Source organism: Brachybacterium subflavum (assembly GCF_009299795.1).
GTDB classification, from domain to species: Bacteria; Actinomycetota; Actinomycetes; order Actinomycetales; family Dermabacteraceae; genus Brachybacterium; species Brachybacterium subflavum.
Map to the genome: position 1 here is coordinate 54,921 of NZ_VIGP01000006.1, position 13,963 is coordinate 68,883.

Below are 13,963 nucleotides of genomic sequence, written 5' to 3' on the forward strand. Positions count from 1 at the left end.
TACCTATGGGGCCATGGAACCCCTGAACCGGTCGACCTTCCCCTCGCTCGCGCAGATCGGCGTCTCCGCGCCGCCGACCCCCGGGATGATCCATCTGGGGCTCGGCAACTTCCACCGCGCCCATACCGCGGTGTACACGGCGCGGGCGATGGAGGCCGCGGGCGGGGACTGGGGCATCAGCGCCTACGGGCACCGCAGCCGCGGCGTCGTCGACGCGATGACCACCCAGGACGGCCTGTACTCGGTGCTGCAGCTGTCCCCGCAGGGGGAGAGCGCGCAGGTCGTCGACGTGCACCGCCGCTTCGGGGTCCTCACCGAGGACCCCGCGGCCGTCGTCGCCGAGATCGCCGACCCCGCGCGCCGGATCCTCACCCTCACCGTCTCCGAGGGCGGGTACGGCTGGTCGCCCAACGCGCAGGGACTGGACCTCGAGGACCCGGCGATCCGCGCCGACCTCGCCGCCGGGAAGGGTGCAGGGGCAGGATCCGGCGAGGCCCCGCGCACCGTCATCGGCACCATCGCCCGGGGCATCGAGCGCCGCGCCGCGAGCGGCGAGCCGATCACGATCCAGTCCTGCGACAACCTCCAGGGCAACGGCGACGTCGCGCGCGCCGTGGTCACGCAGTTCCTGCAGGAGGCCGGGGCCGACGAGGACGTGCTGCGCTTCGCCCGCACCCGCGTGGGCTTCCCGAACTCGATGGTCGACCGCATCGTGCCCTCGACCACCGACGACACCCGGCGCAGCGTCGAGCGCCTGCTCGGCGTGCGCGACGACGCCCCGGTGCGCACCGAGGAGTTCACCATGTGGGTCATGCAGGAGGACCACCCCGGCGGCCGTCCCGGCTGGGAGGCGGCCGGGGCCGTCATCAGCGACCAGGTGGATCGCTACGAGCTCGTGAAGCTGCGCCTGGTCAACGCCTCGCAGTCCCTGCTCGCCTACCTCGGCGTGCTGCAGGGCACCCCCACCATCCCCGGCACCTGGCAGCGCCCTGCCGTGCAGGACACCGTGCTCGCGCAGATCCGACGCGACGCCCTGCCCACGATCCCGCTGCCGAACGGCCTGGACCCCGAGGAGTACATCGCCTCGCTCGTGCTGCGCTGGGAGAACGCGCCGCTCGCGGACTCGACCTCGCGCATCGCCTCCCTCGGCTCGATCCGCCTGCCCCAGCGCATCCCCGTCGCCGCCCTCCAGCACCTGCGCGAGGGCCGCATGCCGCACGTGTTCGCCCTGCTCGTGGCCGGGTGGATCGCGACGATCGTCCAGCCCGAGGGCGTCACGGTCACCCGCGAGATGGAGGCGGTCGACGAGCCCGCCCGCGAGAGGATCCTGCAGGCCGTCGGCTCCGCGACCGCGCCCCGCGAGATCGTCCGGAAGGTGCTCGACGCCGGCTTCCTGGGCCTCGACCTGCCCCGCGAGGAGGCGTTCACCGACCGCGTCGGCGAGCTGCTCGAGGTGATCGCCCGCCATGGCATCGAGGCGGCGATGAAGGACGCGGTGGGCTGAGGGGCCCCGGGGTTCAGCCCCTGCCCATCACCGTGAACCCGCTCGGCCCGAGCCGCTCCAGCTCCGTGCGCAGCAGGGCGCCGAGCTCGGCGCGGCACTCCTCGTCCATGCGCTCGGCGGGACCGGTGATGCTCACGGCCGCGGCGCGGCCGTCGAAGCGGAGCGCGGCGACGCCCACGCACGCGATGCCCTGCTCGTTCTCCTGCACCTCGGACGAGAAGCCGCGCTTGCGCGACTCGTCGACCACCTCCTGCAGGCGGGCGAGGGGGACGTCGAGCCCGTCGTCGGCCGTCGTGGCCTCGGCGTACGGGGCGAGAGCGGACCCGGAGACGCCCTGTGCAGCGAGCATCGCGCGGCCCAGGGCCGTGCGCGCCGCAGGCGCCCGGTTTCCCACGCGCGACCACACCCGCAGCGTCCGCTCGGGCTCGACCTTGTCGAGGTAGAGCACGTTCGTGCCGTCCATCGTGCCCAGGTGCACGAGCTCCTGCGCACCGCGGCTGACGCTCGCCAGGACGGGGGAGAAGAGCGCCGCCAGGTGGTCCCCGCGTGCATAGCGCTCGGCGAGCACCATGGGCGCACTGCCCAGGCGGTAGCGCTGGTCGGAGGGGTCCTGGGATGCGAACCCCCGATGCGCGAGGGCCTGCAGGATGCGATGCGAGGAGGCCTTGTGGAAGCCGCTCGCCTCCGCGATCTCGCGCAGCATGAGCCCGTCGGGCCCCGCCTCGGCGAGCACCTCGAGCAGCACGAGCGCCTTGTCGACGCTGCCGACGGGGGAGGCGGGCGAGGGGGCCGGGTCGGGGCCGGGGACGGAGCCGGGGGCTGTCGGCATGGTGGCCTCTCGGGTCGGTGGCGCGCCGTGCCCCGCGAGGCGCGGGTCGGCGATGACCGGGGTGCGGGCGCGATCTTGCCGGACACCTGGGCTCGACCTATAGTGATCACGCATTACGGAACTGCCGTTTCAGACTACAAAACGAAACGCGATTCCGCTACCGAACCCGAAGAAGCCGCCGATGTCGGCCCGCGCAGCCGCGCGAGGAGGAGCGACGATGAAGTCCCTGGTCATCCATGGTGCGGAGGACATCCGCTTCGAGGATCAGCCCGTTCCCGAGCCCGCCGACGGCCAGGTGCGCCTGCGCGTGAAGTTCGTGGGCATCTGCGGTTCCGACCTGCACTACTACTACCTGGGGCGCAACGGCGAGAACCTCGTGCGGGAGCCCTTCGTCCCCGGCCACGAGCTGTCGGCGACCGTCGACCTCGACCCCTCCGGCGAGCTCGCTCCCGGCACCCCGGTGACCGTGCACCCCGCCCGCTACGGCGCCCCCGTCGAGGGCCTCGAGGAGCGCCCGCACCTGTGGCCCGGAGGCGACTACCTCGGCAGCGCCGGCGTGTTCCCGCACCGCCAGGGCGCCGCCGCGGAGCTCCTCCTCGTCGAGCGCGACATGGTGCGCGTGCTCCCCGAGGGCCTCTCCCTGGAGACCGCCGCGCTCGCCGAGCCGCTGGCCGTGTCCATCCACGCCGTGAACATCGCCGGCGACGTCGCCGCTCGCCCCGTCCTGGTCCTCGGCGCCGGCCCCATCGGCCTGCTCGCCGTCTCCGCCCTGCACCACGCGGGCGCCTCCGAGATCGTCGTCGGCGACGTGCGGCCCGAGCCCCTCGAGCGCGCCCGGGCGCTCGGCGCGACCCGCACCTTCCTCGTCACCGAGGAGCAGGTCGACCCCGGCACGTTCCCCGTCGTCCTCGAGTGCTCCGCAGCCCCCGTCTCCCTGGGCTCCGCGGTGAAGGCGGTCGCCCCCGGCGGCATCGTCGTGCAGGTCGGGATCCTCCCGGACGCCGAGATCTCGGTGAACCTCGCCCCGCTGCTGGCGAAGGAGGCGGAGCTGCGCGGCACCTTCCGCTTCTCCACCGAGATCGACGACGCGATCACGCTGCTCGTCCAGGACCCGGCGATCGGCGAGGTCGTCACCCAGGTGATCCCCGCGGCCGACGCGACCGAAGCCTTCGCGACCGCCCGCGACGCCTCCCGGTCCGCGAAGGTCCTGCTCGCCCTCTGAACCGACAGCGCTCGAGCCGACGAGGTCCGGGCGCCCCCGGGCCGAGCGTCCGTCGGAGACGGGTCCGTCGGACGTGGCCCCCTCGGATCCGACCCCACACGTCGAGAACACCCCACCCCCGCCTCCGGGCACCGCGCGAAGGAGCACGATGACGCACGCCCCCACCACCGACGACTCCCCGTCGACCCCCACCGGCACCGCCCAGCCCGAGCGCAGCGTCGGCGATCTCGTGCGCGCGGCCGTCTCCGGCTGGCTGGGCACGGCGCTGGAGTTCATGGACTTCCAGCTCTACTCGCTGGCCGCGGCGCTCGTGTTCAGCGAGCTCTTCTTCGCGAACGACGACCCCGGCATGGCCGTGGTCGGCGCCATGGCGACCTACGGCGTCGGCTACATCGCCCGGCCCGTCGGCGCCTGGTTCTTCGGCCGCATGGGCGACCGCATCGGGCGTCGCAAGGTGCTGTTCTACACGATCGTCATCATGGGGCTCGCGACCGCCCTGATCGGCGTCCTGCCCGTGTACTCACAGGTCGGGATGCTCGCGCCGGCGCTGCTGGTGGTCCTGCGGCTCCTGCAGGGCTTCGGCGCGGGCGCCGAGATCTCCGGCGCCGGGGTCATGCTCTCCGAGTACGCGCCCGCCCGCCGACGCGGCGTGATCGCCTCGCTGGTCGCCCTCGGCACCAACTGCGGCACCCTGTTCGCCTCCGGCATCTGGGCGATCCTGCTGGTCGCCGTCACCGATCAGCAGCTCATGGACTGGGCGTGGCGCATCCCGTTCGTCGCGAGCGCCCTGGTCATGGTCTTCGCCGTGTGGGTGCGCCTCAGCCTCAAGGAGAGCCCCGTCTTCGAGGCGCGCGATGACGTCGTCGAGGGAGAGGCCGTCACCGCCGCCGACGTCCAGACCGGGGACGCCCCCGCCGAGGCCGTCCGGGCGGTCGAGGCGAAGTCCCTGACCTTCAAGTCCGTGGCCGTCGCCTTCCTGCTGCGCTTCGGGCAGGCCGGCAACTCCGGCATGATCCAGACCTACCTGATCTCCTTCATCACCGTCGTGCTGATGCTGAACAAGCAGCTCTCGACCGAGGTCGTCATCATCTCCTCGCTGGTCGCCTTCGCGACCGTGCCGATCGTCGGCGCGCTCGGCGACCGCTTCGGCCGCCGCACGATGTACGGGGTGACCAGCGCCGCCGCGCTCGTGCTCGCGGTGCCCTGCATGCTCGCGATCTCGAGCGGCACCACCTGGAAGGTGATCGTCGGCTACGTGGTCATCCACAACGTCTCCGTGATGTCGATGTCCTCGATGGAGAACCTCACCCTGCCCGAGATCTTCGGGGCGAAGAACCGCTACCAGGCCACGGCCGTCGTCCGCGAGATCGCCGCCATCATCGCCACCGGCGTGGCACCCGTGGTCGCCGCCGCCTGGGTCACCGCCGCCTCCGGCTCCTGGATCCCGGTCGCCGTGATCATCGCGTTCTTCAGCGCCTGCGCGCTGTTCGCCGCGATCTGGATGAAGGAGGTCGCCGGTCGCGACCTCACCGATCCCGAGCCGGCGATGTGACCGTCTCCCGCCCCGACTCCGCCACCGACCACCCGAGAGGACTCTCATGAGCATCCGCAGCATCGACGTCGACGTCACCAGCCCGGGACGCAACTTCGTCACCGCGATCGTCACCACGGACGACGGCGTGACGGGTCTGGGCGACGGCACCCTCAACGGCCGCGAGCTCGCCGTCGCCTCCTACCTGCGCGATCACGTCGCGCCCACGCTCATCGGCCGCGACGAGACGCAGATCGAGTCGACCTGGCAGTACCTCTACCGCAGCCCCTACTGGCGGCGCGGACCGGTGACGATGGCCGCGGTCGCCGCGATCGACATGGCCCTGTGGGACATCGCCGCCAAGCGCGCGGGCGTGCCGCTGTACCGGCTGCTGGGCGGCGCGAGCCGCACCGGGCTGATGACCTACGCCCACGCCTCCGGCACCGACCTCGCCCACCTGGACGACGCGATCCGCGGCTACGTCGAGCAGGGCTTCCAGGCCGTGCGCATCCAGACCGGCGTGCCGGGCCTGGGCCAGATCTACGGGGTGCACGACTCCGCGCCCGGCGGTGCCTACGAGTACGAGCCCGCAGGCCGTCTCGCGGCCGACGCCCCGCGCCGCCCCGACGAGGAGACCTGGGACACCGCCGCCTACCTGCGGCACCTGCCGACGGTCTTCGAGCACGTGCGCAGCGAGTTCGGCCCCGAGCTGCACCTGCTGCACGACGGCCACCACCGCATGCGCCCCATCGAGGCCGCCCGCCTGGCGCGCGACCTCGAGCCCTACCGCCCGTTCTGGCTCGAGGACTGCACCCCCGGCGAGGACCAGAGCGCACTGCGCCTGGTGCGCGAGCACTCCACCACGCCGCTCGCGATCGGCGAGGTCTTCAACTCCGTCTTCGACTACCAGACGCTCATCACCGAGCGGCTCATCGACTACGTGCGCTCCTCCGCCACCCACGCCGGCGGCGTGACCGGCCTGCGCCAGCTGATGACCTTCGCCGGGATCTACGGCATCCGCTCCGGCTTCCACGGGCCGACGGACGTCTCCCCGGTGGGCATGGCCGCGCACCTGCACCTGGGCCTGGCGATTCACAACTTCGGCATCCAGGAGTACATGCCGCACTCCGCGCGCACCCTCGAGGTCTTCCGCACCTCCTACACGTTCACGAGCGGCATGCTCCACCCGGGGGAGACCCCCGGCCTGGGCGTCGAGCTGGACCGCGAGGCCGCCGCCGCGCACCCGTACGAGCCCGCCTACCTGCCCGTGAACCGCCTGCGCGACGGCACCGTGCACGACTGGTGAGCGACGGCGGGCCGTCCGTCGGCCCGCTCGCGGCGCATCGTGCCGCGTCGCCTTCCATCGCACCCACGCCGTCCGACCCCTCCGACCCGAGGAGCACCCCATGACCGACCCCCGCACCTCCGACACGTTTCCCGCCGACCGCCTTCCGCTGCCCGAGCGCTCCCTCGCCTCGCGCCTCGTCGTCGTCATGCGCGGCCGCGAGGCATCCCAGTACCCGCAGGTCATCGAGACGCTCGCCGGGGCCGGGGTGCGCAGCTTCGAGCTCACCCTGACCACCCCTGGCACGCTCGACGCGCTCCCGGACCTCGTCGAGCGCTTCGGCGGCGAGGCCGACCTGGGCGTCGGCACCATCACCACGCCCGAGGAGGCCCGCCGGGCCGCCGAGGGCGGCGCCGCCTACCTCGTCACCCCGGTCACCGACCCCGCCGTCATCGAGGCGTCGATCGCCGCGGGCACGCCGATCGTCCCCGGCGGCCTCACCCCCACGGAGCTGTTCACCTCGTGGCGGGCCGGCGCGAGCGCCGTCAAGGTGTTCCCCGCGGGCACCGTGGGTCCCGGATACGTCAAGGACCTGCACGGTCCCTTCCCCGACCTGCGCGTGATCCCCTCCGGCGGGGTCGACCTCTCCGCCGCCCGGGCCTGGCTCGAGGCGGGGGCCGACGCGGTCTCCGTGGGCGGTCCGCTGCTCGGCGACGCCTTCCGCGGCGGCGACCTCTCCGCGCTCGCCGACCGCGCCCGCGAGTTCGTCGCCGTGTGCGCGGAGGCGGGCAGGTGACCGACGCGCACGGCCGACGGGCCGAGCGGGCGGGCGACGCCCACGGCCGGCGGGCCGAGCGGGCGGACGATGCGCCGCGCGTCGTCACCGTCGGCGAGACCATGGCGCTGCTGCACAGCGAGGGCATCGGCTCCCTCGCCCACGCGCGCGGCATGACCGTCGGCATCGGCGGCGCCGAGAGCAACCTCGCGATCGGCCTGCGCCGCCTCGGCGTCCCGGTCGCCTGGGCGAGCAGGGTCGGGGCCGACGAACTGGGCACCCGGGTGCTGCGCGAGCTGCTCGCTGAGCAGGTCGACGTGCGCGCCCGCATCGACCCCGAGCGGCCGACGGGCCTGATGCTCAAGTCCCATCCCAGCGGCGGGGCGACCACGGTCCGCTACTACCGCAGCGGCTCGGCCGCCTCCGCCCTCAACGCGCAGGAGCTCGCCGAGGATGTCCCGGACGAGCTGCTGGCGGGCGCCGACATCCTCCACCTCACGGGCATCACGCCGCTGCTGTCGCCGCAGGCGCGGGATGCGGCCGTGGCGCTCCTCGAGCGCGCCCGCGCCGCCGGCACGCTGATCAGCTTCGACGTGAACCTGCGCTCCGCCCTGGCTCCGCGCGAGGTCGCCGCCCCGCTGCTGGCCCGCCTCGCGGCCGCCGCGGACATCGTCTTCGGCGGCACCGAGGAGCTCGAGCTCGTTGCCGACGCGCTGGGTTCGGCGAGGCAGAGCACGGGTGCGGGGGCAGGTGCGGGCGAGCGTGCCGACACCTCCCTGCTGCGCGCCCTGCACGCCCACGGGATCCCCGAGGTGGTCGAGAAGCGCGGCGCCTACGGCGCCCGCGCGCTCGTCGGAGCCGGAGCCGGTGCCGGAGCCGATGCGGGAGAGTCCGGTGAGGACACTGCCGGTGCCGGCCCCCGCACCGGCCCTGAGACGGCCGAGGTGCCCGGGCTCCGCGTGGACGTCGTGGACACCGTCGGCGCGGGCGACGCGTTCGTCGCCGGATACCTCAGCGCGCACCTCGAGGGGCTCGACGTCGCCGGCCGACTCGCTCGCGGCAACGAGTGCGGTGCCCTGATGTGCACGAGCCCGGGGGACTGGGAGGGCGCCGTCCACCGCGAGGGCCTCGGCCGCCTCGCCGCGGGCGCGGCGGACCCCGTCGCCCGCTGACCCGTCGGCCCCGGCCCCACGCGAGCCGCTGCGCCCGGATCCCGGCCACAATGGGTCCATGACCTCCCCGATCGCGACCCTGGACTCCGTGCTCGCGCTGCTGAGGGAGGACCCGACCGGCGAGGCCGGCCTCGAGCGCCTCGCCCGCGAGGCGCACGCCCTGCCGGTCGCGGACCTCGTCTACCTCGTGCGCACGAGCGACGCGGAGCAGTCGGCCCTGCTCTTCCGCGTGCTGGACAAGAGCCAGGCGCTGCGGGTCTTCGAGGAGCTCGCGCCCCATCAGCAGGCCGAGCTGATCTCCGCCCTGCGCGACCCGCAGGTCGCCCAGATCATCGAGGACCTCGACCCCGACGACCGCGCCTCGCTCTTCGACGAGCTGCCCGCCTCCGTCGCCGAGAAGCTCCTGCACGGGCTCGACGCCGACGAGCGCGCGATGACGACGACGGTCCTGGGGTATCCGCGCGATGCCATCGGTCGGTTCATGTCGCCCGAGGTCATCGCGCTGCACCCCGAGCAGAGCGTCGCTCGGGCCCTCGCCCACCTGCGCGCCCACATCGACGAGCCCGAGACGATCTACCTGCTGCCCGTCGTCGACGGCGCGCGGAAGGTCCTCGGCGTCGTGGGCCTGCGCCGGCTGCTCGCGGAGGACGGGACGACCCGCGTCGGCGACCTCGCGCACACCGCGGTCATGGCCCGCGCGAGCGAGGAGCGCGAGCAGGTCGCGCGGCGCTTCCTCGCGGAGAAGCTGCTGGCCATGCCCATCGTCGACGGCGAGGACCGGCTCGTCGGCATCCTCACCATCGACGACGCGATGGCGATCATCGAGGAGGAGGACGCCGAGGACTCCGCCCGCCACGGCGGCGCGGAACCGCTCTCCCGCGCCTACCTCGCGACCCCGATCCTGCAGATCGTGCGCAGCCGCATCGTCTGGCTCGTGGTGCTCGCGGTCTCCGCGATCCTCACTGTCCAGGTGCTCGAGTTCTTCGAGGCGAGCCTCGACCAGGTCGTGGTGCTCGCCCTGTTCATCCCGCTGCTCACCGGCACGGGCGGGAACACCGGCAACCAGGCCGCGACCACGGTGACGCGCGCGCTCGCCGTGGGGGAGGTGCGCGTGCGCGACCTGCCGCGCGTGGTGTGGCGCGAGCTGCGGATCGGCGCGACCCTCGGATCGGTGCTCGGCACGCTCGGCCTGGTCATCGCCGGGATCTTCTACGGCCTGCCGATCGGCATCGTGATGGGCCTGACGCTGCTGGCGATCTGCATGATGGCCGCGGTCGTCGGCGGGCTGATGCCCCTGATCGCCAAGCGCATCGGCGCCGACCCGGCCGTGTTCTCCAACCCCTTCATCTCCACCTTCTGCGATGCGACCGGTCTGGTCGTCTACTTCTCCATCGCGACCGTGGTGCTGGGGCTCTGAGGGGAGGGATCGGCCGACGGGCGGATCCGTGCACGAGCCCCTGGACATGACGAAGCGCCCGCACCCCGGGTGGGGATGCGGGCGCTTCCGTGCGCGCGGGGCGCGTCAGGACGTCAGGCGGTCGGCTCGCCGGACTGCTCCGACGGGGACGACGTGGCGGACGGGTTCGACGGGGACGACGGGGAGGACGGGGAGGATGGGCCCGACCCATTTCCCTGCGCTCCGCTGTCGTCCGCGCTGCTCGCGGCGGCCGGGACATCGCCGGCGAGGATCCGGTAGATCGAGCGCTTGGCCTCGGTGAGGACCTCGGCGACCTGGCTCATCTGCTGGGCCTCGCCCGAGCGGGTGGCCTCGCGGACGGCGCCCGTGAGGTCCCGCAGCGAGCTGCGCAGATCGTGCGCGCCCTGCGCGAAGGAATCGTCCTCGCCCGCGAAGGGGTCGGACCAGGAGGCCCTGTTCTCCTCCACGTGCGCCGTGCCGGTGTCGGTGAGCGTGGCGAGCTTGCGCCCGCCCTCCTTCGACATCTCGACGAAGCCCTCGTCCTCCAGCTGGGAGAGCGTCGGGTAGATCGCGCCGGGGCTGACCGACCAGGTCCCGCCCGTGCGCTCGTCGATGGTCTGCATGAGCTGGTAACCGTGCATCGGCTCCTCGCTCAGCAACAGCAGGACGGCCGTGCGGACGTCGCCACGGGGCCGACGCCCGCGTCCCCGGCCGCGACCTCGGCCGCCGCGAGGACCGCGCGGACCGAAGCCGCGCTCGGGGTCGTCGGCGTCCTCGAAGCCCGGACCGCCGGGACCGCCGGGACCGCGGCCGCCGGGGCCGCGCCCGCCGACACCGGGGCCACGTCCGTCGAAGCCGGGGCCGCCGAACCCGTGGCCGCCGGGTCCGCCGAATCCGGCGTCCTCGGGGCCACCGAAGCCGTGGCCTCGGCCGCGACCACGACCGCGACCGCGTCCATCGGGTCCGTCGAAGCCGCGGCGATCGACGTCGCCGTCCTCGAACGAGCCGTCCTCGAACGAGCCGTCCTCGAACGCGGGGCCGCGGCCCTCGAAACCGTGATGCTCGGGGTGGGCGTGGTGCTCCGGGTGTCCGTGATGCTCGGGATGCTCAGGGCGCTCCGAACGCTCAGGGCGCTCAGGGCGCTCGGGACGCTCCGGGTGTCCGGCGTGGTCCGGGTGAGCGCCCGGACCACGGCCCGCACGGGGTCCGCCGCGCCGCTCGCGAGGGCCGAAGCCCAAGTCATCGGGGTACATGGCCCCTCCTTCCTCGGCGCGTCGGCGCTGGCCTCCGCGTCGCATGAGTGCCCGGCGCAGGGCGCGCGGGTCGAGTTCCTGATGCTGGTCGTGATGATCGTGATGGCGTCGCATGAGTGATCTCCTTACGGTCGTTCATGTCGTGACAGCATCACGATATATCGCTCACTCGAGAATGTGCAAGGGTGAGCTGCGCGACGCGGGGCCGTGAGTCGTCCGACGCTCGAGCGCGCCACGCACCGCGGACACCCGGAACGAGCGGTGCGAAACTCCCGCCATCAGCGCTTTTGGCGTCGGTTTCGCACCACTCGTGGGCAATTCTGCGGGACTCGGTGGCTCCGGGGCGCGCGTGAAGGAGGCCTTCTGCGGGGGCATCGCTGCCCGGCGCTCCAGGCGCTGTGGAGGACCGGCGGTGTGGATAACTCCTGGTGTGCGGCGCGGGCTTGGGCATTCTGATCGCCATGCCCTCGCGCCGGTCGACCTTGCCCCAGAGCCTCGCCACCGTGTTCACGATGGCCGAAGCGCGCGATGCGGGCGTGAGCCCACGGCGACTGGATGCCCCGGATGTCCGTCGACTCTCCCGCGGTGTGTACGCGCGAGCGGGCGTCGCCGTCACGATCGCCGATCTCGCCCGAGCACACTGCAGCGACGCCCCCGACATCGTCGTGTGCGGCGCCACTGCCGCCGAACTGCTGAAGATGCCGCTCCCGTTCCGTCGCACGGTGCGCGAGACAGGGGTTCTCGACGTCTCCGCTCAGGCTCGGCGGCGTGACGTGCCGTATGTGCGGTGGCATCGGCTCGGCGGGCTCACCGCAGCGGACGTGCTCGAGGCCCAGGGAATACGGTTGACGTCGCGCGTGCGCACCTGGGAGGACCTCGCGGCGGTCCTGACGGTCGACGAGCTGGTCTCCGTCACCGACCATCTCATCCGCTGGCCCAGGTTCCGGTTCGAGGGACGCCGACGTCCCTACGCGACCCTCGATGAGCTCGACTCGTCCGTGGAGGGCGGTTCGGGACGACGGGGCAACGCGAGGCTGCGCGCAGCGCTCGAGCAGGCTCGCGTGGGGAGCGACTCACCTGCCGAGACCATGCTGCGACTGCACCTGGCCCGCGCCGGCCTCCCGGAGCCGCGCCTCAACGTCACGATCTCCGAGCGCGGGATCGATCTGGGGCAGCCGGATCTGTCCTGGCCGGAGTACCGCGTCTGCGCCGAGCATGAGGGGCCGACGCATCTGACCCGTGAACAGCAGGAGCGGGACATCGCGCGGACCGAGGCGAGGGTCCGTCACGGCTGGATCGAAGTGCGGACGGTCGCCGCAGACCTCCGCGAGCAGGGCGCCCGAGCGGTGAGACGGGTGTCCGCCGCGCTCCGGCGCCACGGATGGGACGGACGGAGACGCTGAGGACGCGCCCTCGCGCCCCGCAGACCCGGCGCCCTCCACGGGCCTCCATCACCTCTCCCGCCACCCTCCCCAGCGATCCCGGGCCCCGAGGAGACCACGAACGGTGCGAAACCGCCCCCAAGATCGATCTTGGGGGCGGTTTCGCACCACTCGATGGCCGTGGGAGGGGGACACCTCGCTGGGCCGGTCCCGCAGCCCTTCAGCGCAGCCTCACACCTCGTCGCCGGCGGTGATGGCCTCGGCCTCCTCCTGGCTGGACAGGTGGTGCTGCTGGCCGACGTGGGAGAGGTGGCGTCGGCCGATGACGAGCATCAGCATGCTCAGCACCACGGTGACGGCGCCCAGGATGTACGGCGAGGCGGGTCCGGCGGCGGATTCGGAGAGCGGGCCCGCGACGGCCGGGGCGATCGCGCCGCCCAGGAAGCGCACGCCCGAGTAGGCGGAGCTGGCGACGCCGCGCGGCAGGTCGGTGGCCTCCATGACGGTCTCGGTCAGCGCGGTGTTCATGACGCCCAGCAGCAGGCCGCCGATGATGATCAGCACGATGATGCCGACCATCGATCCGTGCGCGAGGGCGAGGCCCAGCATGAGCACGGCGAGCAGGCCCTCGATGGTGAGCAGCGTGGGGATCAGGCCCAGCTTGCGGGTGAGGATCGGGGCGACGAACACCGAGGTGATCGCGAGGCACACGCCCCAGCCGAAGAACACGCCGCCGATCTGCATGGCGCCGAACTCCTTGCCCTGGGCCGCGGCAGCGGCCTCGAGCGGGAACGGGGAGTAGGCGAGCATCACGAAGAAGGTGAAGTTGTAGAAGATCGCGACCAGCGCGAGGGTGCGCAGAGCCGGGTTGCCCAGCGCCCGCAGGGAGGCGAGCGGGGAGACGTGGACCGGCTTGGCCTCCTTCTTCAGCAGGGCGGTGATGGCGATGAAGCCGATGGCCATGAGCACGGCGGTGCCGAAGAACGGGGCGCGCCAGGAGACGCTGCCCAGCAGGCCGCCCAGCAGCGGGCCGAGCGCCATGCCGATGCCCAGCGCGGTCTCGTAGAGGATGATCGCGCCGCCCGACGGGCCGGCGGTGGCGCCCACGATCGCGGCGAGCGCGGTGGAGATGAACAGGGCGTTGCCCAGGCCCCAGCCGGCGCGCAGGCCGATGATCTCGCTGACCGAGCCGGACGCCCCGGCGAGCGCCGCGAAGACGACGACGAGCGCGAGGCCGATCAGCAGGGTGGTGCGCACGCCGACCTTCGAGCTGAACCAGCTCGTGAAGAACATGGCGATCGCGGTGATGAACAGGTAGCTGGTGAACAGCAGCATCGCCTGCGTGGGCGAGGCGTCCAGCTGGGAGCTGATCGCGGGGAGGATCGGGTCCACCAGGCCGATGCCCATGAAGGACACGGTCGCGGCGAAGGCGATCGCCCACACGGCCTTGGGCTGGTGGAAGGCGTCGCGCAGGGTGGGAGCGGTGTTCGACGCGGGGGCGGGCGCTGAGCCCGCCGTGTGCGGATTCGTGTCGGAAGGGGCTGTCATGCGATCGGTGACCTTCTCATGATCGGTGGGGCGGGACGTCGGAGG

Annotated in this window: 12 protein-coding genes; 9 read left to right on the plus strand and 3 right to left on the minus strand. The window is 73.0% G+C overall.

The annotated features are described in order from the left end of the window. Positions 1–13: 13 nt before the first annotated feature. A complete protein-coding gene (locus FHG10_RS14465; RefSeq protein WP_152354070.1) occupies positions 14–1,504 on the plus strand; it encodes a mannitol dehydrogenase family protein in 1,491 nt (496 codons plus the stop codon). Between the two features lie 13 nt (positions 1,505–1,517). On the opposite strand, the gene FHG10_RS14470 is transcribed toward FHG10_RS14465, so the two are convergent. Beyond that, positions 1,518–2,333: an IclR family transcriptional regulator gene (locus FHG10_RS14470; RefSeq protein WP_152354071.1), complete on the minus strand. Its 816-nt coding sequence runs from the start codon at positions 2,331–2,333 to the stop codon at positions 1,518–1,520. Positions 2,334–2,550: 217 nt separating this feature from the next. Here FHG10_RS14470 and FHG10_RS14475 point away from each other — a divergent pair, with 217 nt between their 5' ends. From FHG10_RS14475 to mgtE, 6 genes are all read left to right on the plus strand, one after another. After that, the gene (locus FHG10_RS14475) at positions 2,551–3,555 is read left to right on the plus strand and encodes an L-idonate 5-dehydrogenase (RefSeq protein WP_152354072.1); all 1,005 of its coding nucleotides are present in this window, start codon (positions 2,551–2,553) and stop codon (positions 3,553–3,555) included. 148 nt (positions 3,556–3,703) lie between these two features. Continuing rightward, entirely contained in the window at positions 3,704–5,107 is a 1,404-nt protein-coding gene (locus tag FHG10_RS14480) for an MFS transporter (protein ID WP_152354073.1), read from the plus strand. Between the two features lie 46 nt (positions 5,108–5,153). Continuing rightward, a complete protein-coding gene (gene manD, locus FHG10_RS14485; RefSeq protein ID WP_152354074.1) occupies positions 5,154–6,392 on the plus strand; it encodes a D-mannonate dehydratase ManD in 1,239 nt (412 codons plus the stop codon). Positions 6,393–6,492: 100 nt separating this feature from the next. After that, positions 6,493–7,167: a bifunctional 4-hydroxy-2-oxoglutarate aldolase/2-dehydro-3-deoxy-phosphogluconate aldolase gene (locus FHG10_RS14490; RefSeq protein WP_152354075.1), complete on the plus strand. Its 675-nt coding sequence runs from the start codon at positions 6,493–6,495 to the stop codon at positions 7,165–7,167. Next, a complete protein-coding gene (locus FHG10_RS14495) occupies positions 7,164–8,318 on the plus strand; it encodes a sugar kinase (protein ID WP_227488277.1) in 1,155 nt (384 codons plus the stop codon). Before FHG10_RS14490 ends, FHG10_RS14495 begins: the two co-directional genes overlap by 4 nt. A gap of 58 nt (positions 8,319–8,376) precedes the next feature. After that, positions 8,377–9,735 (plus strand): magnesium transporter, encoded by a 1,359-nt coding sequence (gene mgtE / locus FHG10_RS14500; protein ID WP_152354076.1) that lies wholly within the window; start codon positions 8,377–8,379, stop codon positions 9,733–9,735. A 113-nt stretch (positions 9,736–9,848) separates the two neighbouring features. Here mgtE and FHG10_RS18300 read toward each other — a convergent pair whose 3' ends face one another. Then, the gene (locus tag FHG10_RS18300; protein WP_227488278.1) at positions 9,849–10,394 is read right to left on the minus strand and encodes a PadR family transcriptional regulator; all 546 of its coding nucleotides are present in this window, start codon (positions 10,392–10,394) and stop codon (positions 9,849–9,851) included. Between the two features lie 213 nt (positions 10,395–10,607). Here FHG10_RS18300 and FHG10_RS18305 point away from each other — a divergent pair, with 213 nt between their 5' ends. Together FHG10_RS18305 and FHG10_RS14510 are read left to right on the plus strand one after the other, a co-directional pair. Continuing rightward, a complete protein-coding gene (locus tag FHG10_RS18305; protein ID WP_227488279.1) occupies positions 10,608–11,108 on the plus strand; it encodes a hypothetical protein in 501 nt (166 codons plus the stop codon). Between the two features lie 341 nt (positions 11,109–11,449). Next, on the plus strand, positions 11,450–12,391 hold the full coding sequence (locus FHG10_RS14510; RefSeq protein ID WP_152354078.1) for a hypothetical protein: 942 nt from the start codon (positions 11,450–11,452) through the stop codon (positions 12,389–12,391). Between the two features lie 210 nt (positions 12,392–12,601). Here the strand turns inward: FHG10_RS14510 and FHG10_RS14515 are convergent, their stop codons facing one another. Further along, complete coding sequence (locus FHG10_RS14515; RefSeq protein ID WP_152354079.1) at positions 12,602–13,918, minus strand: MFS transporter; 1,317 nt, start codon at positions 13,916–13,918, stop codon at positions 12,602–12,604. Between the last annotated feature and the right edge of the window lie 45 nt (positions 13,919–13,963).

Excerpts from the sequence above, each read along its gene's own strand:
- FHG10_RS14475 (WP_152354072.1), top strand. The coding sequence starts at position 2,551 with ATGAAGTCCCTGGTCATCCATGGTGCGGAGGACATCCGCTTCGAGGAT.
- FHG10_RS14490 (WP_152354075.1), top strand. The coding sequence starts at position 6,493 with ATGACCGACCCCCGCACCTCCGACACGTTTCCCGCCGACCGCCTTCCG.
- FHG10_RS14510 (WP_152354078.1), top strand. The coding sequence starts at position 11,450 with ATGCCCTCGCGCCGGTCGACCTTGCCCCAGAGCCTCGCCACCGTGTTC.
- mgtE (WP_152354076.1), top strand. The coding sequence starts at position 8,377 with ATGACCTCCCCGATCGCGACCCTGGACTCCGTGCTCGCGCTGCTGAGG.
- FHG10_RS14480 (WP_152354073.1), top strand. The coding sequence starts at position 3,704 with ATGACGCACGCCCCCACCACCGACGACTCCCCGTCGACCCCCACCGGC.
- FHG10_RS14465 (WP_152354070.1), top strand. The coding sequence starts at position 14 with ATGGAACCCCTGAACCGGTCGACCTTCCCCTCGCTCGCGCAGATCGGC.
- FHG10_RS14515 (WP_152354079.1), bottom strand. The coding sequence starts at position 13,918 with ATGACAGCCCCTTCCGACACGAATCCGCACACGGCGGGCTCAGCGCCC.
- FHG10_RS14470 (WP_152354071.1), bottom strand. The coding sequence starts at position 2,333 with ATGCCGACAGCCCCCGGCTCCGTCCCCGGCCCCGACCCGGCCCCCTCG.
- manD (WP_152354074.1), top strand. The coding sequence starts at position 5,154 with ATGAGCATCCGCAGCATCGACGTCGACGTCACCAGCCCGGGACGCAAC.